The following is a 21,198-nucleotide window of genomic DNA, read 5'->3' as shown; positions in this document are numbered from 1 at the left end:
AGCACAATCGGTTGTTGCCGATGAGGTCCACGTCGTCGGCCGAGATCCGACCAGAGCGGCGGGGTTGTCAGATCAGGGAATTACAGTGACCCGTGATCCGCGTCACCGTTGTAGGACAGACATTCTATGAGTCCACTATGTGTGCCATGAAAGCTCAGCCGGTCACTGATAGAAGGCCTAGTTTGGCACGAGTTCGGAGCCATATGGAGGGTTCGTATGAAGGGTCTATTCGTTTTCGTAGCGGTTGTATTCACGGGTTGGTTAGGCGTCAGCTTTTCAAACTTGGTGCCGATCGCATCCGCGGATCCTTCCTGGACGATGCCAAATCTAATTGGCAAGGACCTGCAAGGAGCTCAGGATGCGATTCAGTCGTTGACGAATGGTTCGGTCTGGTATTCCGGATCAACTGACTTGACTGGCAAGGGCCGTGCTCAGGTTGTCGATCGGAACTGGGTGGTGTGTACTTCGACGCCGCCACCAGGAGCAAGTATTACCGCTAGCACCAACATCACATTCGGCGTCGTTCGCATTGACACAGAGAAGTGCCCGTAGCATCGCCGCGAAGAACCTTAATCGCGTGCACGAAGCGGCAGACCACTGCTAACCGCACGGCGTCCTCTCACGGCGGAGAGTCGGAAGAGAAATTGCGCACCTCCTTAACCGCGCCATTTCAATGGCAGTACGCCGCGTCCATATCAGCTCAGACAATTCGCTAAACGAAAGCGGCTTGTCGCCTCTGAGATTCCGGTTACCAAGCCAACCGGCCCGTGTTGCCAAGACAGTTGGGACCTCGCAGCGTCGATTTAGTGCCGCCGGCCGAACTCGCACACCACCTGTCAGACTCGTGGTTGGGTGAGGATCTACAGTCTGTGGAGTAACTTTTTCGTGCGGTGCTGGATCGGCTCGGATTGCTCCGCCTTGCGGAGAATGCACGGTGGGTGCTGGCCGCTGCCGCTGCTTGATGACCGAGGCCGATCCGGAAGCGTCCGCCGCGCGCATCGATTAACTCGACCTGGCGAGTTCCCGTGCCGTCAGTGCGTAGCTTCTAGAGGCCGTCGAGCGACAATGCACCGATCGAGACATTCTTGAGCCAAGGTGCTGGGCGCCGGCCGACCAACGCAGGCAGGCCCTTTGCGAAGAATCGTCGAACTGCCTTCCACAATTGTCGTGGCAGTCCGCTAACGTCCGATTCGTGTACCCGGGGATCTACGAATCGCTGCTCACGGTTCAGCTCGAAGACGAGCTAAATCGGCGGGAAGATCTTGTTGCCAAGTACGGCTTTGTCGACGATGCGGAACAGGCGCTGACCATCGCGCGTCACCTTGTGCCGATCGTCGCGCGCGCCATGCAAAGAGCGCGCACTGCTGAGGACCGCGTCGAACTTGTTCGACGAATCTTGGAGGTCCTGCCCGACGCAGAAGTTGAGGAGGAGGCGCTGCGTCAGGTCGAGCCCGGCAAGATTATGCGGCTCGACGAGGTAGCGGAGTCGAGTGCTCTGGGTAGTACTCGTTTGCCGCGGCCAGCTACTCCGTTTTCGGACGCTGCACTCATGACGAATGCACGTAACGAACCGACCTTGGCCGCGGAACTTCGCGCCGAACTCGCAAGCGCCGACCAGGTCGATCTGCTTTGCGCTTTCATCAAATGGCAAGGTCTCCGTTTACTTGAGGACCAACTGAACGAACTGCGCCAACGCGATATCCCGTTGCGTGTGATCACTACGACGTATCTCGGTGCCACGGATGCTCGCGCCCTTGACGCTCTTGCCAATGACTTCGGCGCCGAAGTTCGGATTAACTATGAAATCGACCGCACCCGGCTACACGCCAAGGCTTGGATGTTGCGGCGCAACACCGGGTTTCACACCGCGTATGTCGGTTCCAGCAATCTTTCCCATGCCGCACTTGTGGATGGATTGGAATGGAACGTCCGTCTGTCCGCTAAGACGACTCCGCATCTCTTAGAGAAGTTCCGCGCCACCTTCGACTCGTATTGGGAGACCAGGGAGTTCGAGCCTTACAGGCCGTCAGAAGACGGAGACCGTCTGCGGGCGGCGCTACAGACCGCATCGGGGAACCGTGCACGCGACGGGATAACGGTTACCCTCTCTGGTCTTGAGGTCGCTCCCAAGCCCTATCAGGCCGAGATACTCGAAGAGCTCGACGCAGAGCGCACAATTCACGACCGCCACCGCAATCTGATCGTTGCCGCCACTGGAACCGGGAAGACCGTCATCGCGGCCTTGGATTATCGACGGCTTTCGCGAGAAACCCACAATCGTGACCTGACGCTCCTGTTCGTCGCGCACCGCAAGGAGATTTTGCAGCAATCGCGGCGCATGTATCAGGAAGTCTTGACTGATCCTACTTTCGGTGAACTACTTGTTGACGGACACGAACCGACTAGCTGGCGCCATGTGTTTGCCAGCATCCAGTCTCTTTCACAGGCAAGGCTTTCGGCGGTTGCGCCCGGGCGGTTCGACGTCGTAGTCATCGACGAATTTCATCATGCTGAGGCCACGTCCTATCGGCGCCTCCTTGAGCATGTGCGTCCGATCGAACTATTGGGACTCACCGCCACCCCTGAACGTGCCGACGGCGTCGATGTGCGAGTCTTCTTTGACGGGCGAGTCGCCGCTGAGCTGCGCTTATGGGAAGCGTTGGAACAGAATCTTTTGTGTCCGTTCCACTACTTTGGCATTTACGACGGAACTGATCTCGAGGCGATCCAATGGAAGCGCGGACGGTACGATTCCACAGCGCTAAGCACTGTCTATACCGGTAACGATGCCCGCACGCGCATTGTGCTGAAAGAGCTGAGCGACAAGGTTACTGACGTTGCGGCCATGCGTGCGTTGGGCTTTTGCGTCAGTGTTGAGCACGCGCGGTATATGGCACAACGCTTCAACGAAGCTAATATCCCTGCGCGAGCGGTATCTGCCGAAACTTCAGCCGGTGACCGGCGTGCCGCTCTCGAGGACTTGCGCAGCCGCACCATCAATATCCTCTTCGCAGTTGATCTCTTCAACGAAGGCCTGGACATCCCTGAGGTCGACACCGTGCTGTTTCTCCGCCCCACAGAGAGCGCAACTGTCTTCTTGCAGCAGTTAGGCCGCGGACTGCGGCTGACCCGGGGCAAGACCGTCCTGACCGCACTAGATTTTGTTGGACATCAACGTCGTGAGTTCCGGTTTGATCAACGTTTCCGAGCCATGACAGGCCTTGGCGGAAGAGCGCTGCAGCGGCAGATGGAGGAAGGTTTCCCGTTCCTGCCCTCGGGGAGTCAGATCGTCCTTGACCGGGTCGTGCAAGACCTTGTCTTGGACAACATCCGCCAACAGGTCGCTCCGAGATGGGCCGTATTGGTTTCCGAGGCGCGAGCACATCCGGACAACCAGTTGGCTTCCTATCTCAGCGCTTACGGGCGTGGCCTGGAAGACGTTCTAAAAAGCAATCGTTCGTGGACGTCGTTGTGTCGCGATGCCGGCAAACTCGACTCCAACGTCGGACCCCGCGAGACCGACCTAATCAAGCGCGTTCGTGCGGTCGCCCACGTCGACGATCGGCGTCGTTGGCAGGCATACCGCGCCATTCTGGATGGGACTCGCGAGCCGGACAGCCTCATAGGGAGGCGATTGGCGGGGATGTTGTTCTACTCGTTGAACCCGAATGGTGGCGGATTCGACTCCGCTGCAGTGGGACTCGATGCGCTCCAAGGTGAAGCTGTGGCTGACGAGCTGCGCCAGGTGATCGACATTGCTTTTGACAGCGCCCGGCGGACCACCTACGAGCTGGGAAGCCTCGTGCCTGAGCTTTCCCTGGTGCCCCTCGAAGTGCATGCGAGCTATTCGCGCGAAGAAATTCTTGCTGCGCTGGGGTTTGCGTCCCAACGCCGCACGCCCAGCACGATGCGCGAAGGAGTGGCCTGGTGTGAGGAGGTCAACGCCGATGCGTTCTTGATCACTTTGAACAAATCAGACCGTGATTATTCGCCGACGACGATGTACCGCGACTTCGCCCTGAGTCCGAAGCTATTCCATTGGGAGTCTCAATCGACCACCTCTTCAATGTCGCCGACGGGGCAGCGGTACATCCATCATCGTGAGCGAGGTTCCCACATCCTGCTTTTCGTGCGCCGAAACAAGAGCAATGCTCTCGGCGCGTCGCCCTATGTGTTCTTGGGACCGGCTGAATACGTGTCGCACGAGGGGGACCGCCCAATGGCGATCACGTGGCAGCTCCGTCATCCGATGCCGACAGAGGTGTACCAGGCATCGACAGTAGCCGTGGCCTAGCAGACGCGCGCCGACGCTGATCGCGCGAACCGCACTTCTAGTCTCTGACCAAGGAGGAGACACATGGGGACAGACACACTGAAGAATTACGTGCTGGCGCTGGCCGACGCCGACGATTCACTCAGTGAAGCGGCGCAATACGCCGTACTGGCGGCACTCGAAGATCCCGACGTCTTGTCGGAGGCACTCGGGGGAGCCGACGCGTCGTCGCATATCGCGGAAAGCTTGACGGCAGCAGACGATTCACCAGAAGAACCGGTCGGCGCTTACCTAGCGTCGATCACGGTCTCCGGATTCCGCGGCGTAGGTCAGGAGGTGAGCGTCGCCCTCCAACCGGGTCCCGGCCTCACGGTGATCGCCGGACGCAACGGCTCAGGGAAGTCGACGCTTGCCGAAGCGTTGGAACTGGCGCTCACCGGTGTCAACTCGCGGTGGAAAGACAAGCCGGTGGTGTGGTCGCAGAACTGGCGCAACCTTCATGCCGGCGATCCTGCCCGGATCCGAATCGGCATCGCCGAGGAAGGTTCGGGTGCAACGACCATCGGCGTCGACTGGGCCGCCGGTGACGTCCCGGTCGAGCAGATGAAGCGATGGGTTCAGCGCAAAGGCCAGAAACAGGAACCCGTCAGTGCGTTGGGCTGGGAAACCGCCCTGACCATGTATCGACCGCTGCTGAGCTACGACGAACTCAGCAGCATCCTGGAGGGCAAGCCCAGCGAGTTCTATGACCAGCTCTACCGTCTTCTTGGTCTTGAGCAATTGACCACTGCCATCGGCCTTTTGGATGCGGAGGTCAAAAAGCTCAAGGAACCTTCGATTGAATTGAAGAGGATCAGCGACGTACTCAAGCCCATCCTGAGCGCGCACGAGGATTCTCGAGCCGCCACCGCGCTCACGCAAATCAAGAAGAGCAAACCGAACCTGGATGCCTTGCGGCCGCTGATCGTGGGTGCGGCGCCTGACGTTCCGGCGCCGTGGTTACAGGCGCGGCAGTTGGTCGTGCCCAGTGCTGACGAAGTTGAACCAAAGCTCGCCGTCCTACGGTCCGCGGCGCAGGCGGAGCTGCAGGAGGCCAGCCGTGCGGACTCGGTGGCCGCTGATCGCGCACAGCTTTTGGAGTCGGGTCTGGAGTTTCATGAACAGCACGGCGACCAGTCTTGCCCGGTTTGCGGACAAGGCGTTCTCGACGGGAATTGGGCCGTCGCCGCCCGAGCCGCGTTGGAGCGTGCCGAGAGCGCCGCTCGAGACCTGACCGCAGCCCGGGCCGAGAGCCGGCAAGCCCGGTCGGCGGTAGTTGCGATGGTGCGCTCAGTGACACGGCCACCGCTTTCTGCGGCGGACTTGAGCACGCTGGTGGCGGCGCGGTCGGCCTATGACGACTTCGCCGAATTCCCCGTCGACGATGATCAAGCGCTCGTCGACCATGTGAAGACGACGCTGCCGCCGCTGCGGGCCGCGTACAGAGAACTTGCCCAAGAGGCGGCGCAACTCATTCAGGCTCGCGAGGACGCTTGGAGTCCGGCAGCGGTCAAACTTGCAGAGTGGCTCAGCAAGGCTGAGGCAGTCGACGCGGTGGCTACCCAGCGTGCAGTCGCTGCGGAAGCACTGAAATGGTTGCAGGACAACGCCGGTCAACTACGCAACGAGCGATTGTCCCCGCTGACCGAGAAATCGAAGCAGATCTGGGACGCGCTACGCCAGGAAAGCAATGTCGCCCTCGGCGCGATCCGCCTCGAAGGACAGAAGACGACTCGGCGAGTTGTGCTACACGCTGAGGTCGACGGATCCGAGACCGAAGCTTTCGGAGTGATGAGCCAAGGTGAACTCCAGGCCCTGGCGCTGGCCATTTTCATTCCGCGCGCAACGTCGCCCGAAAGCCCTTTCCGGTTCCTGGTATTCGACGATCCGATCCAAGCCATGGACCCGTCCAAGATCGACGGGTTTCTCGATGTGCTCACAGAACTAGCCGAAACCCGCCAGGTAATCGTCATGACCCACGACAACCGACTACCGGCCGCTATCCGCAGTTCTCGAGCTCCGGCGCGCATCGTCGAAGTGACGCGAGCGACGAATTCGGCGATAAGCGTGGTGGATTCGACGCGGCCGGCAACCCGCCTGTTGGAGGATGCCTACGCTATCGCGGCCGATGAAGCGGTACCCGAAGACATCAAGCGGTCCGCAATACCAGCGTTGTGCCGCGAAGCGTTGGAGTCCACTGCATGGGATACCTACTCGGCAAAAGCCTTCGCGAACGGGCGATCTCGCGAAGACGTCGAACTGACTTGGGAGAGCGCCACCAAGACCACGCGTCGCTTGGCGCTGGCTTTAGTTGGTAATGCCGATGATCAACTGGCCGTTGACAAGTGGAAGGCCGGCGGGCAGGCCCGGCGAGACACGTTGACGGTAGTCACCAAGGGTGCCCATCAAGGGGTATCGGACTATAAGTCAGCGGTGAACGATGCGCGACTCGCTGTCGGTGACCTCGCAAAGGGCACGGCGTGATCGCCCGAACCAAACTGATCGAATATGCCGAGCAGATTCTGGGCGGCCAGATCGCGCTCGGGCCACGTGCCGCGCGCACTGCGGCGCTGCTGACCCGGATGGCGCTCGAGGATTGGCTCGATGAGGAAAGCGCAGCCTGGTGCGCGTCGGGGCAGAAGCCACCTACGACCACGTCGAAACTTGTTGTGCTGGGGCACAAAAAGGGATACGAGGTCGGGGAACGGGCCAGGAGAATTTGGCACGCGCTGAGTCGGGCGGTGCATCACCACGCGTATGAGCTGCAGCCGTCGCAGGCGGAGGTTCGCCACTTGGTTGGCCAGGCGCGATCGCTATTAGACGGCGTCGACGTCACGGTTTAGCAACGCTACCGACGCCACCCCTGACGCCGTCCGCCCCGTCGTCCGGTCCGCGAAGGCTCCACACCGATGTCGTCTTTGAACCACTTCTCGTGCACGGGCGGCAACTCGTCGACTCCGACGAGGATCCCTTCGCTGACCGCACGGAGCAGTTGACGCTTCAAACGCTGATCCGACCGGCTCCGCGTGATGGCGACGCTCTCCTTCGCGACCTCTTGGCGAAACCGATCGACTACCGCGCTGAGCCTGTCCTCGAGCCGGTCGTCGCCGAGACAGTCCGGATTTCGTCGGACGAAATCGATGACGGGGTCGACCGAACGGATCATCTGCACCAGTGCCGCGCGGCCTTCCTTCATCAACCTTGCGACATCGTCTAGGTAGAACTGCAGATTTGCGCGTGGCGCGAGGTTGTCCAGCCCGAATCCGAGAATCCGCGAGATGGCGAGTGCCTCGCTGAGCCGCGGCTCTCGCTGACCGGCCTCGATGCGGGTTATCGCCGACGTGTCGAGCTCGACCGGTGTCTCGCGGCCCAACCTGTCGGACAGTTGTTGTTGAGTCAGGCCAGCCCGTAGGCGCGCAGCCTTCGCGCGTTCCGCGAAAGTGCCTCCGAAGTCGTCATCCGCGGTCTGCATCGCTGCAGTCTAGCCTGCTCAATCGCAGAATGTCGGCAGCGCTATGCTACTGTAATAGTGCAGTAGAAAATGCAGCAGAGCAGCAACAGTTTCAGTAGTCGCTCTACAGAACGTGATTCGGATCAGCGCCGACTTGTCGGTGCCCCGCTCTACACTGACGCTGCTACCAATCGCCAAGCACTAGCACGGCGGTGCTCACTAGCTGCCGACATCAACCGGTGCCGGCACCAGCAACTCGCCTAGCGAGGAGAACCCGAAGGAGGTGCGCATGACGTCGTACAACGAGATCATCCAGGGGGCCAGCCCGTGGCAAGGCGTGCTGGACACCTCCGTCATGGCCGACGACCTGGTCAGTGCCGGACACCGCTTGGCCGATGCTGCGAAAGTCGGCAACTGGCCCGAGGTGATCAAGGTGCTCGACCTCGAGTGGAGCTGGCTGGTGATCAACCAGTGGCGACCGGGCGGTACCGCGTGGTTCACCGTCCTGCACCAAGCGGCCTGGCACGGCGCGCCCACCGCGGTGGTCCAGGAGCTGCTCGACCGGGGCGCGGCCCGCTCGCTGCGGGACGCCAAAGGGCGCACCGCGTTCGACGTTGCGGTCGCGCGCAACCGGGCACAGACCTTGAGGCGGATGTTGCAGCCGCCGCGGTCACCGCTTTCGGATCAGCAGATCCGAGCGCTCGACGCGCGACTCGCCGAGCTCATCGACGGCCGCATCCAGGGACGCATCTACGACGGCGACTTGAGCAAAGTTCTGCGCTATCCGCCGGTCGAAATCCTGCACGAGCTGCCCGGTCAACGACTGTGGTTCCCGCTGCCCGCCAAATACGGCTTCCACATCGAGTTGCAACGCGGAGCACTCGAAGTGAAGAGCTGGTGCGGCTTGGTCGAAGGGTCGGGACAAACCCACCTGGTCACACCGGAAGGAACGGTCCTGGTCGATCAGGGATTCGTCTAATGACCCGCGCAGTGACTCGCCATACATCCGAACTAGAGGAGGAAACTATGAATTTGACTACTGCACAACGTGATCGCGCCTGCGGCGCACTGCTCGGCATGGCAGCCGGCGACGCCCTGGGCGCCGGCTACGAATTCCAGCCCACGCTGGCTCCCGACGCCCCGGTAGACATGATCGGCGGTGGCCTGGGATCTTTCAAACGCGGCGAGTGGACCGACGACACGTCGATGGCCATCGCGATCGCCGAGATCGCCGCCACCGGTACGGATCTGCGTGACCAGGATGCACAAGACCAAATCGTGCGGCGCTGGTGCGAATGGGCCAAGACTGCGCCAGACGTGGGCATGCAGACACGTTCAGTGTTGACGGCCGCAGCGGGCCGCGGAATCTCTGCAGATACCGCACGGGAAGAGTCCGCTGCTCTACACCAACGCACCAAGAAGACGGCCGGCAATGGATCGCTGATGCGGACCGCACCGGTCGCCCTGGCCTATCTCGACGATGAGCAAGCACTGGTCGAGGCTGCGCGGGCGGTGAGCGAGCTGACGCACTATGACCCAGACGCCGGCGACGCCTGCGTGCTGTGGTGCCTGGCCATCCGGCGCGCCGTCCTCACCGGAAAACTCGACGTGCGAGAAGGTCTGGGCCGCATCGACGCCGAGCGACGTGACCTGTGGTCGTCGCGGCTCGACGACGCCGAGGCAGCGTCGCCGTCACATTTCGCCGCGAAGAACGGCTGGGTGGTCGCGGCGCTGCAAGGCGCCTGGTCGGCGATCGTGAATACCCAAGTGCCGGTAGAGAATCCCGCCGCGGAGACATTCCGAGTGGATCACCTGCGCCTGGCGTTGGAGGCTGCGGTGCGCGGCGGTCACGACACCGACACCGTCGCGGCTATCGCAGGCAGCTTGCTAGGAGCGGCGTACGGGGCATCGGCGGTTCCGTCCCGGTGGCGGTTGCTGTTGCAGGGTTGGCCCGGGTTGAGAACGCGAGGTCTGGTCCAGTTGGCGACGAACATCGTCGACAAAGGCCGGCCCGACACGTTCGACTACACCTACAAGGGGTTCCCCGAGGTCCGGGGGCCCGTCCAGCATCCCTACGACGACAAGGTCTGGATCGGCGGGATCGCCGGCTTGCGGGATTTGCCGACGGGAGTCGACGCCGTCGTGTCGTTGTGCCGAGTCGCCGATGCGCAGCTACCGGCCGGTGCGCAACACCTCGACGTCCGGCTCATCGACCGCGACGCCGAGAACGACCACCTCGACTTCGTCCTGCTGGACACGGTGCGCGCGATAGAGCAGCTGCGCGCCGAGGGGCGGACGGTGTTTGTCCACTGCGTCCAGGCGCAGAGCCGCACGCCCACCATCGGGGCGCTGTACGGGGCTCGGCGCAGGGGAGTCGACGTCGACGAGGCGTTGAGTGATGTGGTCGCGGTGTTGCCGGGAGCGTCGCCGAACCGGGATTTCCGCGCTGCATTGCGGCGATTGCACCCCGGAGTAGCTGAGGTGCGGTGACGGTGGTGCCGGGCGCAAGGCGGTAACCGACTCGCGGCACGCAGCGCGCCTCCACCAAAAGTCTCAACTACAGCTTTACCCTTCCAACGTGACAGTCGGGGAGTGCTTACTGCTGCCGGAGTTCCAGGTCCTGTCGGAGCTGGATTTCCAGACCGAGATCCCGTGCATCTGCCGGAAGTTCTGCGACGAGGCAGACCATTCGGCGGACTGGTGGGTCACGCTGTCCTGCGGGTGCTCGTATCCGTTCTGCAACAAGGCATTACGGATGTCGAAGATGCGGCTCAGAATCCGCGCGTTGACGTGTCGGCTGTGCTCGACTCCCGACATCACGATCAGCCGCGTCAAACGGACGTAGCCGACGCGGTTCAGCACACCTTGGAGATCTGTCACCCCCGCGGTGTTCAATCGTGCGATGGCGGATAACCCAACGCAGTCGGTGACGACGATGTCCAGCGCCGCGCCCCGCCTGGCCAACCCCGCCGAGCGCAAGGTCTACCAAGCCCTCCTCGACCAGCTCGACCCGAGCAGCCAGGTGATCCCGAACCAACGCGTGACCGACCACCTCAAGGACCACGAGGTCGACTTCGTCGTCGCGATCGAGGGCGCCGGCATCATCTGCCTCGAGGTCAAGGGCGGCGAGGTCTGGCACGACGGCAGGTCCTGGCGTCAGCGACGCAACAACGACCATCACGAGATCAACCCGGTACGCCAAGCCCGCGAAGCCTGCTACGCGCTGAGAGCCTTCGTGGAAGGCGACGACCGCTGGTCCCAAGGACGACTCCGCTGGGACCACGTCGTCGTCCTGCCGAATACCGAAATCCCCGACGATTTCGCGCTGCCCGACTGCCCGCGCTGGAAAGTGGTCGACCGCAACGACCTTCCGACGCTCGTGGACAAACTCACCTACATCCTCACCAGCCAACAGCTCGACCGTCCCCTGCTCACGGCCAGGGGAATCGAGCAGCTCTCGACGGCGTTGAGCGGCAGGGGATTACCGCAACGCAACGTGGTCGCCCGGGCACTGGCGAACGAGGACGCCGCCGACACGCTCACCGAGCACCAGTCGGTGATCCTGAATGCGATCCAGCTGCTGAACCGAGTCGAGATTCGCGGGGGCGCGGGCAGCGGCAAGACGTTCCTCGCGGTGGAGCAGGCGAGAAGACTGTCAGCGAAGGGGCAGCGGGTCGCCCTGGTCTGCTACTCCCACGGTCTGGCCTCGTATCTGGAGCGGATCACCGCGCATTGGCGTCGTCGTCACCAACTGGCGTATGTCGGTGAGTTCCACGATCTCGGGGTGCGGTGGGGTGCGCCGAAGGGCCCGGACGAGTCGCTGCGGACCGAGGAGACGGTGCAGTTCTGGGAGCACGACCTCCCTGCCCAAATGACCGATCTGGCAGCGCAACTCGCGCCCAATCAACGCTTCGACTCGATCGTGGTCGACGAGGCGCAAGACTTCGCCGACGCGTGGTGGGACCCACTGCTCGCGGCGTTGAAGGACGACGAGACCGGCGGACTCTACGTCTTTTCCGACGAAGGCCAGCGGGTCTTCAGCCGGCACGGCTCGCCGCCGGTACCGCTTGTCCCGTTGGTCCTCGACCACAACCTGCGCAACACCCGCCAGATCGCCAATGCTTTCCAGCCGCTCGTCGATCACCCGATGCGGTTTCTCGGCGGCGACGGCCCCGCCGTCAAGTTCGTCGCCTGTCAGAACGACGACGCGATGGACGTCGGCGACGACGAAGTCGAACTGCTACTCGACCAGGGCTGGCGTCCGGAGGACGTCGCCCTGCTGACCACCGGTTCCCGGCATCCCGAGCAGCGGGAACGCCAACAGGCCGGCAATGCCGCCTACTGGGACAGCTTCTGGGATGTCGACCAGGTCTTCTATGGGCACGTCCTGGGTTTCAAGGGGCTGGAGCGTCGTGCCGTTGTGCTCGTCGTCAACGAGAAGTCGGTCTTCGAGCGGTCTCGCGAACGCCTGTATGTCGGACTCTCCCGGGCGCGCGACCAACTTGTGGTCTGCGGTGACCCCGGCTTCATTCGCGACGTGGGTGGCTCGGATCTGGCTCGACGGTTGGGCATTCCGTCGAGCTAGAAGTTCGATGCGTGTCGTGCCAGGCGGCCCAGATCTCGGGGCGAAGGCGGCCACGATCGGGTACCGCCAAGCCGGTGCTACGGGCCCAGGCACGGACTTCGGAGGTGGATGGTGTTGGCGCTGCCGGCGCCTGGTCAAGGTGGGCGATATCAATCCTGACCGGTGAGATACGTTGCGCGACAGCATGTTCAGTTTTGGCCCACTCGCTGGCTGCGGCGAGGAACCGGTAGGTCCATTCCTCGGCGAGCTGCCGCGTCTCGCAGAACACGATGGGTACGTTCGGCCAGCGAATCTGGAGTTCGGCGAGCCCGTCGGCGACCAGTGCGGGTCGGACATGCTCCAGCTTGAACAACTGCGAGTAGCGATCCTCGACGACAACCGATGCGCGTGGGAGCGCGGCCAGGTCGCCGACCTGATAGCGCAGTTTGCCTCCGGTGAGGCTGCCGACCAGGTCGGCCAAGGACTTGCGTTCCACGCTGGCGACCAGCTGGTCGTCGACGACGATCCCGTAGTCCCCGCACGGCAGCGCGCGCTTGACAGTGTTGACCTGCTGGGTCGCGAACCGATAGGCGTACTGCTCGTGGCTGTCGACCACGATTTGCAGCTCCTCGATGCCGTGGGCGCGGGCGGTCGGGGTGCGGACGTTCGGGCGCGCCTGCTTGCGGGTGCGCGGCGACTGCCAGAACACCACGTCGCGCCCGCGAGCCTGGGTGAACACGAGCTGGGAGCGGTTGTGCCGGGACCGGTCGGCGATCACGTCGATCGCCGCGCCGCGCCGACTGCACGACCGCAGCGGCACCCGTTCGACGATCACCGGATTATCGGGCCAGTCATCCAGCGGTACCGGGTAGGCGAACAAGGCCTTCTCCCGCGGCCACGTCCCCGAGGTGCGGAACAACAGATCGCCGCCAGGAAGCGGGACTCTGAGCAGAAACCTCAGCCGCGAATCCTCGACGGGGTTGACCGCGATCAACAGCTCCACCACAGGCTCACAGTCTGCCACTGCGGTGAATGCGCGGCCTTTGTGCTATAGCAAATCTGTGAGGTAACGCCACAGGGAGGACGCCGCATCATGACCGTTTCACGACGCATCGCCACAATCGTCATGCTCGCCGGGTTAACTGTTGGGTCCGTTGGTACCGCATCGGCGGCGCCGACCATGGACGGCCATTACCTCGCGACGGTGACCTCGGCCTCGGGCGAAATCACTACGAGCGACTGGTACTTCACTCCGTGCGGTGAGGGATGCGCTGCGGTCGCCAGCTCACCCGGTGGCCCAGCCTTCGGTACCGCCCGGATGGCCGACGGACAATGGTCACTGGTCTGGCATTCTGATGCGTTCTGTCCGGGCGGTTCGCGGGTGCCGGGCGTGTATGTCAGTTATGCCACCTGGGATTCGGAAACCCTTGCGGGCAAGGATGATTCGGGTATAGATACGCCGATATGCGGGTCGGGAGGTCGGCCGCCGCGGGTGACTCAGCAGCTGCAGCTCACGCCGGTCCCGTAGGGGCACTCGGCGGAACCGGGCTCACTCGAAGTCGCCTCGCCTGCAACGTCATACCGTGGCCACAGTCAATCCCAGGTCGACCGCCCGAGCCGCGAGCCTGTCGTCGAACGTGGCTATGGTGGCGTTGCACTGCGACGCGGTGTACAGCACACAGCAGTCGGGCATCCTCAGCTTGGTGGTGGCACGTAGCTCGCCCAGGCGGCGGGCGGCGCCGGCCGGAAGGTCCAGGCTCTGGATCTGCAACTGAGCCAGCAGTCGGTCGAGCTGTTCGGTGCTGCCGGTTCGGGCGGGACCGACGTAAACCTCGGCGAGGGTGACGACGCTAGCAGCGAAACTGTCCAAGGCGTGCGCCCTGAGCAGAGCAGTCGCCTCGACATGGTGCGCATCGGCCAACTCGAAATGGCCGATCAGGACGCTGGCGTCGAGGATGATCACTCCGGCCAGTCCTCGCGAAGCTCCCTGAGATAGTCACTTCCGTAGACCCCGGCCAGTGCGCCACTCGTTTCTTCTATTGCTCGCTCGCGTTGGCTGACGGCAGCAGAGTCGTTGTGCGCGATCGTATTTCGTCCTACGAGGATCAACCGGCGCAACAGCGCACCCGGCTTATGGGCAAGATCGGGCCACTCGCGGCGCGCGACTTCCAGTGCGTCGCTGATGTCGTTGGTTTCTGTGATGGCATGGCGACGGTGAGCGGTCGGCATCGCCGAAGTGTAACACTACCTAGGTAGGTGTGACACCGCTGGTGCTGGCATCGGCGCAGCTCGTCGATAGATACAACGGCGCGGAGTCATCCGAAAGGGTGCGCCGCTACGGCTACTCGACGTTGACGCCGTAGTCCAACGCAATGCCGCGAAGACCGGAGGCATAGCCTTGGCCGATCGCCCGGAATTTCCATTCTCCGGAATGCCGGTAGAGCTCACCGAAAATCATCGCGGTTTCCGTCGAGGCATCTTCGGTGAGATCAAAGCGTGCGAGTTCAATGCTGGTCGCCTGATCGACGACTCGGATGTAGGCGTTCGTGACCTGACCGAAGTTCTGGCGTCTGTTGTCGGCCTCGTGGATGGACACGGAGAAGAAAATGTTGGTGATTGTCGGCGGCGTATTAGCGAGGTCTACGTTGATGATCTCGTCGTCGCCGCCGCTACCGCCGACCAGATCGTCACCCGTGTGCTCAATCGTGCCTTCAGGGGTCCGGGGATTGTTGTAGAAGACGAAATGGCTGTCGGAAAGCACCTTTTTGCCGGAGCCGGTCGCGAACGCGCTGGCATCGAGGTCGAAGTCGGCACCGGCGGTCGCGCGAGCGTGCCATCCCAAGCCGACCGCTACTGCGGTCAGATTAGGTGCCTGCTTGGCAAGCGAGACGTTGCCCCCTTTGGCCAGCTTGACCGACATCGATACCTCCGTGAACACACATCGTCGTTGGCGAGTCCTCGCGCTCGATACTAGTAACCGGCAGTCAAACCCCGAAATGGCGGGCTTTGAACAGGGTGCGACGTTGGGACTTCTGTCCTGGCAGGTGCAGCGGTGGCCGTGAGTAATTGATTGAGCAATTGGACGTGCCGGGAATTCCTATGACCGCTGTCGACCTAGGCCAGGTGCACCGTCAGGAACTGAGACGCTAACGGTGACAAGGTAATTAGCGTGCGGCCGATTCGGCCAATACCTGCACGGTCGGAGCCTTCATCAGTAATGTCCGGTCGAGCGCAAGCAGATTCTGTCCAGCAAGGACACCGATCCCGTTAAACGCTTCGTCGACAAGCCGGAGTGAGCATTCAACGAAACATCTTGCAGGCGTTGCCAAATTCAATCTGTCTGACTGACCACTGGCAGCCGCGATGTGTCATCGCGAACTGGTGGCCGATGTCAATGACCGCGCTTCGGCGGATACTGACAGGATGCCGGTTATTACTGCAATTCAGGGAAACATCACCGAGCAGCACGTTGACGCGATAGTCAACGCCGCGAACAACACAATGCGCGGTGGCGGTGGTGTCGACGGCGCGATTCACCGTGTCGGTGGCCCCGCAATCTTGCGCGAGTGCATTGAGCGATTCCCGGACGGGCTCGCGACCGGCGACGCCGGATGGACGACGGCGGGGGAGCTACCCGCCCGATGGGTGATTCACACGGTCGGTCCCAACTACAGAGCCGGGCAGCGGAACCGCTCACTTTTGGAGTCTTGCTACCGCCGTTCGTTAGAGGTCGCCGACGAGCTCGGCGCTCGAAGCGTCGCTTTTCCACTCATCAGCACGGGTAGTTACGGCTGGCCGGGACGCGATGCCATCGCGGCGGCAATCGCGACCATCGCCGCCTCTGAAGCGCGTGTCGAAGAAGTGAGGCTGGTGGCGTTCGGACGGGGTGAGCACGACCTGGTGCTTGAGCAACTGGCGTCACAAACGTCTGATCCACTCTAAAAGCAGTGTGCGCCAACCGGTTTACCGCCAATATCGGCGCACCCCGTCGATGACGACAACCAGCACGCGGCGACGGCAGCCTAACCGGGATTTATCCCCACGTCGCAGTTGATGACCCGAGCCCCCCGATCAGCTAAGGTTCTCGCTGGCAACTCAACCGGCTGGGGAGCGTATATGGCGCAGTTGTATCAGCAGCACAAAAAGGTGATCGAAGCCCATCTGAACAACACCAGCATCCGGGCGCTGACCGGCTCGATGGTCGCCTACGAAGGCAACATCACTTTCAAGAACGCCGGCTTCGGCGGCGGCTCGGGCGTGCTGGCCGGCCTCAAACAGCGCGTCACCGGCGAGGCGCTGAGCCTGATGGAGTGCACCGGCCAGGGTCGGGTCTTCTTGGCGGTCAACGCCCAGAACGTCACGATCATCGACCTGAACAACGAGCAGCTGCAGGTCGAGTCACGCCAACTGCTCGCCATGGCCGGCAACCTGCAGAACAACGTGACTTTCACCGGCCTCAGAGGCGCATCCTCCGGCCAAGGCCTGTTCACCACGGTGGTCACCGGCCAGGGCCAGGTCGCGATTCTTTCCGCCGGCGGTCCCTTGATCCACCTGGAAGTGAGCCCGCAGTACCCGCTCGTCGTCGACCCCGACGCGTTCGTGTGCGCCAAAGGCCAGATGCAGCAGTCGTTCATCACCGACGTGTCGTGGCGGACGGCGATGGGCCAGGGCAGTGGTGAGAATTTCTCACTGCGCTGGGATGGCCAGGGCGTCGTGTCAATCCAGCCGGCCGAGCGGTAGGGGACCACAGTGGTATTCGCCAAGGTCAACTCGAAAGTCGTCAAGGTCAACGTCGCCCAGGCCGGCGGCGTCGTGGCCCGCACCGGCGCGATGCTGTTCTACACCGGCGACGTCGCGTTCGCGCCGCACCAAGTCCCGGGTGCCGGCCAGATGGGCGGCATGGGCGGCATCGCCCGCCTCGCCGGCCGAATGATGCAGGGTGAACACGAACGCACCATGATGGCCCAGGGCAACGGCGAAGTGCACTACGGCTACGCCGGACTGGAAGTGCACGTCGTGGAGATCCAGCCGGGGCAGGTCCTGCGAGTCGAAGCATCGAGGCTGCTCGCCAACACCGCGGGGTTGCAGTCGAGCGTGGTCTCGGTGGCCAGCACCGGCGGCGGGGGCGGCGGCGGCATGATGGGCATGCTGCGCGGCGCGGCCAGCGGCGCCCTGACCGGCCAAGGCCTGTGGACGACGCAACTGTCCGGGCACGGCGCCGCGGTCCTGCTCGCCCACGGCGGAGTGCTGGAACTTCAAGTGGGAGGCCCCAATCCGGTGGTGGTCGACCCCCAGGCCTTCGTCGGCGTCTACGGCAATGTGCAGACCGAACTGAAGAGCGCGATGAGTTGGCGCGACGCCGTCGGACGAGGATCGGGCGAAGCGATGCAACTGAAATGCCATGGGCAGGGAACCGTTTACGTGCAGGCATCGGAGGAAAAGCTGTGAGCCCCTCGTTTGGTCAGATACTCAACCCGAACACGTTGCCCGGCGACGACAACATCCCCGACAACCCGTACGCGTTCAACATCGACCTGCTCAACCCGTGGTTCATCCGCAAGGGCGCCATGATCGCCTACTACGGACAGATGCAGTTCCGCGCCCTGACCCACGGGCTGCAGGGCGGACTGATGCACATGGTCTCCCAACAGTTCTCGGCGCCACTGTATTTCGGCGACTACACGGTCGCGGAGGGCCAGGGCAAGCTGATCATCGGCGACCGCGGCTACGACATCAACTCCTACGACCTCGACGACGGCAACCTGACCATCCGTGCGGCGAATCTCCTTGCGTTCCAACCAGGTTTGTCCCTCAACCAGTCGATCGTGCCCGGATTCGTCACGCTGATCGGCACCGGCAAGTTCCTGGCGTCCTCCAACGGCGCGGTCATGTTCGTCGAACCGCCGGCGCGCGTCGATCCCGAAGCGCTGGTCGGCTGGGCAGACTGCCCGTCACCGAGCCACCACTACGACCAGCGCTGGATCGGCAGCTTCATCGCGGCCGGCGCGGCGCGGTTCGGCATCAACACGGGTGAGGAACGTCAGTTCGACTTCACCGGCGCCGGCACCATCCTGATCCAGTCCAGCGAGAAGGTGCTCAGCGACTCAGCGGTGGTGCGCACCATCGAATCTCAGCTGTACGGGCTGTCCAGCGGCGGCCTGCAACGCCTGAATCAGGTGATCACCGCGCAGATGGCCCAGCAGCACCGCGTCTGAAATTAATCCTTACGACCCGACTGCCACTGCAGGCCCCAGCCGTACGCCTGATCCAGCAGCCGCTGACCGCCGTTGATGTACTGCACTTCCCGGTTGACGTGCAGCGCGCCCTGGGCATAGTAGACCTGGGCGATCGCGCAGATGCGCGCCTGGTTGTTCGGTGAGTCCATCCGCACCTCGATCTGGGGACCCGAGGTCGGGAACATGGTCACCACACCGTCGACCGCCGCCCAGTTCGGTGCGCCCTCGTAGATCATCGCGAAGATCAGGATCCGCCGAAACCGTTCGGGCTGTTCGAGATTGATGCGCATGTTCTCACCGCCGGCTGCCGATCCGGTGCGGTCGTCGGCGTCCAGCGCGATGAACGGCTCGGAGAACTCCGACCCGTAGGAGTTGCCCAGCGCCTGCACGACACCCTTGCGTCCCGTCGACAACTCGTACAGACAGCCCAGATCGAGGTCGACGGCACCGCCGTAGCCGCCGGTGTTCCAGTTCAGGTTGACCCGCATAACCCCTTGCCGCTCACCGGCTTTGGTCAAGCTGATCCGCGGGGCGTCCTTGGTCAGCTTGATCTTGGACAGGCTCACTCCGCCGGCCGACGGCGCAACTGAGGACGGACGCGCGGGGGCGGGGTAGGTCAGTGGCGGCGGAGACGCCGAAGGGCCGGGCTGGGACTGCGGGCGCTTGTTGTAGTCGATACCCATGAGGACCCTTTCGTAGCGGAATCGGCGCGCTAATCGACCTCGGCGGCCTGACGCTCCGGCACCTCTTCGGCACGTTCCCTACGGTTGCGCACCACACTGGTGAGGAAGGCCGCACCGATGAGCACCACGCCGATCATGCCGGTGACGATCTCGGGGATCTCGATCGTCCCGGTGGTTATCAGCAGGATCGTCGCCAAAGCGCCGATCGCCCAGTGCGCTCCGTGTTCGAGGTAGACGTACTCGGAGAGCGTTCCCTTGCGCACCAGGAAAATCGTGATCGACCGAACGAACATCGCACCGATGAAGCCAAGACCCAGCGCGATGAGGATGGGGTCCGCGGTGATCGCGAACGCACCGATCACGCCGTCGAACGAGAACGACGCGTCCAGGACTTCCAGATACAAGAACAGGAAGAAGCCAGCCTTGCCCGCCGCCTTGGCGGTTTCGGAAGGTCCACCGGCCACCGGCGTTTCGGGATCGGTGATCTCGTCGTCCACCTCGAACATCGACCCGAGTCCGTCCACGACGATGTAGACGATCAAGCCGAGCAATCCGGACAACAGCACCGTGGATTGATTTTCTGGCTTCGCGATGAGTTGGGAGGACAAGATGATCGCCACCGCCGCGACCGCCACCGAGAGCTGGTCGAGCTTGCCGGCTTTACCCAGCGGCCGCTCCAGCCAGGACAGCCAGGTGATCTCGCGTTCGCTGAAGATGAAGTTCAGGAACAACAACAGCAGGAACGCCCCGCCGAAGGCGGCGATCTGCGGGTGCGCCCCGGTGAGCGCGGTCTCATAGCTAGGACTGCCGTCGGGGAAATACGGGGCGTGGTTGGCCGGAGGATTGAGTGCCTTGTCGAAAGCCTGCTGCGGATTCAGACCCGCGGTAATCCAGACCACCGCGAGCGGAAAGACCAGCCGCATGCCGAACACCGCGACCAAGATCCCGATCGTCAGGAACATCCGCTGCCAGAACTCGTTCATGCGGCGCAGCACGGTGGCATTGATGACCGCATTGTCGAACGACAGCGACACCTCGAGGATGCCCAGAATCGCACACAGGATGAGTGCCTGGACGCTGCCGTACCAGAAGGCAACGCCTAGTGAAAGGACCGTGACGAGTAGTGACGGCCAAAAGATCCGTAGCGCGCCGACCTTGGGAGCCACGCTAGACGTTGACGCCATAGTCGCGGGCGATCCCCGCCAGCCCCGACGCGTAGCCCTGGCCGATGGCGCGGAACTTCCACTCGGCGCCATTGCGGTACAGCTCGCCGAAGACCATCGCGGTCTCGGTGGAGGCGTCCTCGGACAGGTCGTAGCGAGCGAGTTCGCTGCCGTTGGAGCGGTCGATGACCCGGATGTAGGCGTTCTGGACCTGCCCGAAGCTTTGGCTGCGCGAGTCGGCGTCATAGATCGACACCGGGAAGAAGATGTTGGTGATGTTGGGCGGGGTGTTGGCCAGGTCGACGTTGATCACCTCGTCGTCACCCTCGCCCTCACCGGTCAGGTTGTCTCCGGTGTGCTCGATCGAACCTTCGGGCGAGCGCAGGTTGTTGAAGAAGACGAAGTGCGAGTCGGACAGCACTTTCTTGTTCTCACCGCAGGCGATGGCGCTGGCATCGAGGTCGAAGTCGGTGCCTGTGGTGGTCCGGACGTCCCAACCCAAGCCGACGGCGACAGCCGTCAGATTCGGCGCCTGCTTGGTCAGCGAAACATTGCCGCCCTTACTCAGACTGACACCCATCGAGCACCCCTCCAGATGATGTGAGAAAACTTTGTCGGACTAGGTATCTGCAAACACAGGAACCGATGCCAACCGTAGTACACCGTCGACGGATAAAGCGACGACTATCAGGCGAGGACTTTGTGCCCGCTAAGATCGCGGTGTGCTTGGTCGGTGGTTCAGACGGTCTCGCGAGCCCCGCACAGACGCATCGTTCGACTCGGCGCAAA

At 62.8% G+C, this 21,198-nt stretch carries 20 protein-coding genes; 11 read left to right on the top strand and 9 right to left on the bottom strand.

Going from position 1 to position 21,198, the window contains the following annotated elements; genetic code table 11:
• Positions 1-1,192 precede the first annotated feature (1,192 nt).
• The 3 genes from AC5Y46_RS06260 (at position 1,193) to AC5Y46_RS06250 (ending at position 7,155) form a co-directional block, all read left to right on the top strand.
• Complete coding sequence (locus AC5Y46_RS06260; protein WP_499990428.1) at positions 1,193-4,294, top strand: DEAD/DEAH box helicase; 3,102 nt, start codon at positions 1,193-1,195, stop codon at positions 4,292-4,294.
• A gap of 63 nt (positions 4,295-4,357) precedes the next feature.
• Entirely contained in the window at positions 4,358-6,796 is a 2,439-nt protein-coding gene (locus tag AC5Y46_RS06255) for an AAA family ATPase (RefSeq protein WP_499990427.1), read from the top strand.
• Positions 6,793-7,155, top strand: coding sequence for a hypothetical protein (locus AC5Y46_RS06250; protein ID WP_499990425.1), 363 nt, complete (start codon positions 6,793-6,795; stop codon positions 7,153-7,155). The genes AC5Y46_RS06255 and AC5Y46_RS06250 overlap by 4 nt, the downstream gene beginning before the upstream one ends.
• A 5-nt stretch (positions 7,156-7,160) precedes the next feature.
• Here the strand turns inward: AC5Y46_RS06250 and AC5Y46_RS06245 are convergent, their stop codons facing one another.
• On the bottom strand, positions 7,161-7,784 hold the full coding sequence (locus AC5Y46_RS06245) for a helix-turn-helix transcriptional regulator (protein ID WP_499990424.1): 624 nt from the start codon (positions 7,782-7,784) through the stop codon (positions 7,161-7,163).
• Positions 7,785-8,052: 268 nt separating this feature from the next.
• On the opposite strand from AC5Y46_RS06245, the gene AC5Y46_RS06240 reads away from it, so the two are divergent.
• Positions 8,053-8,742, top strand: coding sequence for an ankyrin repeat domain-containing protein (locus AC5Y46_RS06240; protein WP_499990422.1), 690 nt, complete (start codon positions 8,053-8,055; stop codon positions 8,740-8,742).
• Positions 8,743-8,789: 47 nt separating this feature from the next.
• Positions 8,790-10,253, top strand: a complete 1,464-nt coding sequence (locus AC5Y46_RS06235; RefSeq protein ID WP_499990421.1) for an ADP-ribosylglycohydrolase family protein — start codon at positions 8,790-8,792, stop codon at positions 10,251-10,253.
• A gap of 75 nt (positions 10,254-10,328) precedes the next feature.
• Here the strand turns inward: AC5Y46_RS06235 and AC5Y46_RS06230 are convergent, their stop codons facing one another.
• Positions 10,329-10,643 carry a hypothetical protein gene (locus AC5Y46_RS06230; protein WP_499990420.1) on the bottom strand — a complete coding sequence of 105 codons (315 nt, stop codon included), beginning with the start codon at positions 10,641-10,643 and terminating at the stop codon, positions 10,329-10,331.
• A 22-nt stretch (positions 10,644-10,665) separates the two neighbouring features.
• Here AC5Y46_RS06230 and AC5Y46_RS06225 point away from each other — a divergent pair, with 22 nt between their 5' ends.
• Positions 10,666-12,348: a nuclease-related domain-containing DEAD/DEAH box helicase gene (locus tag AC5Y46_RS06225; protein WP_499990419.1), complete on the top strand. Its 1,683-nt coding sequence runs from the start codon at positions 10,666-10,668 to the stop codon at positions 12,346-12,348.
• Here AC5Y46_RS06225 and AC5Y46_RS06220 read toward each other — a convergent pair.
• The gene (locus tag AC5Y46_RS06220) at positions 12,290-13,333 is read right to left on the bottom strand and encodes an ERCC4 domain-containing protein (RefSeq protein WP_499945300.1); all 1,044 of its coding nucleotides are present in this window, start codon (positions 13,331-13,333) and stop codon (positions 12,290-12,292) included. The genes AC5Y46_RS06225 and AC5Y46_RS06220 overlap by 59 nt on opposite strands.
• Positions 13,334-13,420: 87 nt before the next feature.
• On the opposite strand from AC5Y46_RS06220, the gene AC5Y46_RS06215 reads away from it, so the two are divergent.
• Positions 13,421-13,855, top strand: coding sequence for a hypothetical protein (locus tag AC5Y46_RS06215; protein ID WP_499945301.1), 435 nt, complete (start codon positions 13,421-13,423; stop codon positions 13,853-13,855).
• 48 nt (positions 13,856-13,903) lie between these two features.
• On the opposite strand, the gene AC5Y46_RS06210 is transcribed toward AC5Y46_RS06215, so the two are convergent.
• The 3 genes from AC5Y46_RS06210 to AC5Y46_RS06200 form a co-directional block, all read right to left on the bottom strand.
• A complete protein-coding gene (locus tag AC5Y46_RS06210) occupies positions 13,904-14,290 on the bottom strand; it encodes a type II toxin-antitoxin system VapC family toxin (RefSeq protein WP_499945302.1) in 387 nt (128 codons plus the stop codon).
• Positions 14,287-14,556 carry a hypothetical protein gene (locus AC5Y46_RS06205; RefSeq protein ID WP_499945303.1) on the bottom strand — a complete coding sequence of 90 codons (270 nt, stop codon included), beginning with the start codon at positions 14,554-14,556 and terminating at the stop codon, positions 14,287-14,289. The genes AC5Y46_RS06210 and AC5Y46_RS06205 overlap by 4 nt, the downstream gene beginning before the upstream one ends.
• Before the next feature lie 112 nt (positions 14,557-14,668).
• Positions 14,669-15,247 carry a TerD family protein gene (locus AC5Y46_RS06200; protein ID WP_499945304.1) on the bottom strand — a complete coding sequence of 193 codons (579 nt, stop codon included), beginning with the start codon at positions 15,245-15,247 and terminating at the stop codon, positions 14,669-14,671.
• Between the two features lie 503 nt (positions 15,248-15,750).
• Between AC5Y46_RS06200 and AC5Y46_RS06195 the strand changes: the two genes are divergently transcribed.
• The 4 genes from AC5Y46_RS06195 to AC5Y46_RS06180 all read left to right on the top strand — a co-directional run bounded on the left by AC5Y46_RS06195 (position 15,751) and on the right by AC5Y46_RS06180 (position 18,542).
• Positions 15,751-16,269, top strand: a complete 519-nt coding sequence (locus AC5Y46_RS06195) for an O-acetyl-ADP-ribose deacetylase (RefSeq protein ID WP_499990483.1) — start codon at positions 15,751-15,753, stop codon at positions 16,267-16,269.
• Positions 16,270-16,443: 174 nt separating this feature from the next.
• Entirely contained in the window at positions 16,444-17,067 is a 624-nt protein-coding gene (locus AC5Y46_RS06190; RefSeq protein ID WP_499945305.1) for an AIM24 family protein, read from the top strand.
• Positions 17,068-17,076: 9 nt separating this feature from the next.
• On the top strand, positions 17,077-17,775 hold the full coding sequence (locus AC5Y46_RS06185) for an AIM24 family protein (RefSeq protein WP_499945307.1): 699 nt from the start codon (positions 17,077-17,079) through the stop codon (positions 17,773-17,775).
• Positions 17,772-18,542, top strand: coding sequence for an AIM24 family protein (locus AC5Y46_RS06180; RefSeq protein WP_499945309.1), 771 nt, complete (start codon positions 17,772-17,774; stop codon positions 18,540-18,542). Before AC5Y46_RS06185 ends, AC5Y46_RS06180 begins: the two co-directional genes overlap by 4 nt.
• A 2-nt stretch (positions 18,543-18,544) precedes the next feature.
• Here AC5Y46_RS06180 and AC5Y46_RS06175 read toward each other — a convergent pair whose 3' ends face one another.
• The 3 genes from AC5Y46_RS06175 to AC5Y46_RS06165 are packed head-to-tail and all read right to left on the bottom strand — an operon-like array spanning position 18,545 to position 20,989.
• A complete protein-coding gene (locus AC5Y46_RS06175; protein ID WP_499945311.1) occupies positions 18,545-19,246 on the bottom strand; it encodes a TerD family protein in 702 nt (233 codons plus the stop codon).
• A 29-nt stretch (positions 19,247-19,275) separates the two neighbouring features.
• On the bottom strand, positions 19,276-20,430 hold the full coding sequence (locus AC5Y46_RS06170) for a DUF475 domain-containing protein (RefSeq protein ID WP_499945314.1): 1,155 nt from the start codon (positions 20,428-20,430) through the stop codon (positions 19,276-19,278).
• Positions 20,414-20,989 carry a TerD family protein gene (locus AC5Y46_RS06165; RefSeq protein WP_499945316.1) on the bottom strand — a complete coding sequence of 192 codons (576 nt, stop codon included), beginning with the start codon at positions 20,987-20,989 and terminating at the stop codon, positions 20,414-20,416. Before AC5Y46_RS06165 ends, AC5Y46_RS06170 begins: the two co-directional genes overlap by 17 nt.
• Positions 20,990-21,198 lie beyond the last annotated feature (209 nt).

It is taken from the genome of Mycobacterium sp. NGS59, assembly GCF_059812345.1.
The sequence above is the reverse complement of the archived record's forward strand: the minus strand, read 5'-3'. Positions and strand labels throughout refer to the sequence as shown.

Excerpts from the sequence above, each read along its gene's own strand:
- AC5Y46_RS06245 (WP_499990424.1), bottom strand. The coding sequence starts at position 7,784 with ATGCAGACCGCGGATGACGACTTCGGAGGCACTTTCGCGGAACGCGCG.
- AC5Y46_RS06255 (WP_499990427.1), top strand. The coding sequence starts at position 4,358 with ATGGGGACAGACACACTGAAGAATTACGTGCTGGCGCTGGCCGACGCC.
- AC5Y46_RS06165 (WP_499945316.1), bottom strand. The coding sequence starts at position 20,989 with ATGGGTGTCAGTCTGAGTAAGGGCGGCAATGTTTCGCTGACCAAGCAG.
- AC5Y46_RS06175 (WP_499945311.1), bottom strand. The coding sequence starts at position 19,246 with ATGGGTATCGACTACAACAAGCGCCCGCAGTCCCAGCCCGGCCCTTCG.
- AC5Y46_RS06225 (WP_499990419.1), top strand. The coding sequence starts at position 10,666 with ATGGCGGATAACCCAACGCAGTCGGTGACGACGATGTCCAGCGCCGCG.
- AC5Y46_RS06235 (WP_499990421.1), top strand. The coding sequence starts at position 8,790 with ATGAATTTGACTACTGCACAACGTGATCGCGCCTGCGGCGCACTGCTC.
- AC5Y46_RS06195 (WP_499990483.1), top strand. The coding sequence starts at position 15,751 with ATGCCGGTTATTACTGCAATTCAGGGAAACATCACCGAGCAGCACGTT.
- AC5Y46_RS06200 (WP_499945304.1), bottom strand. The coding sequence starts at position 15,247 with ATGTCGGTCAAGCTGGCCAAAGGGGGCAACGTCTCGCTTGCCAAGCAG.
- AC5Y46_RS06215 (WP_499945301.1), top strand. The coding sequence starts at position 13,421 with ATGACCGTTTCACGACGCATCGCCACAATCGTCATGCTCGCCGGGTTA.
- AC5Y46_RS06240 (WP_499990422.1), top strand. The coding sequence starts at position 8,053 with ATGACGTCGTACAACGAGATCATCCAGGGGGCCAGCCCGTGGCAAGGC.
- AC5Y46_RS06170 (WP_499945314.1), bottom strand. The coding sequence starts at position 20,430 with ATGGCGTCAACGTCTAGCGTGGCTCCCAAGGTCGGCGCGCTACGGATC.
- AC5Y46_RS06190 (WP_499945305.1), top strand. The coding sequence starts at position 16,444 with ATGGCGCAGTTGTATCAGCAGCACAAAAAGGTGATCGAAGCCCATCTG.
- AC5Y46_RS06205 (WP_499945303.1), bottom strand. The coding sequence starts at position 14,556 with ATGCCGACCGCTCACCGTCGCCATGCCATCACAGAAACCAACGACATC.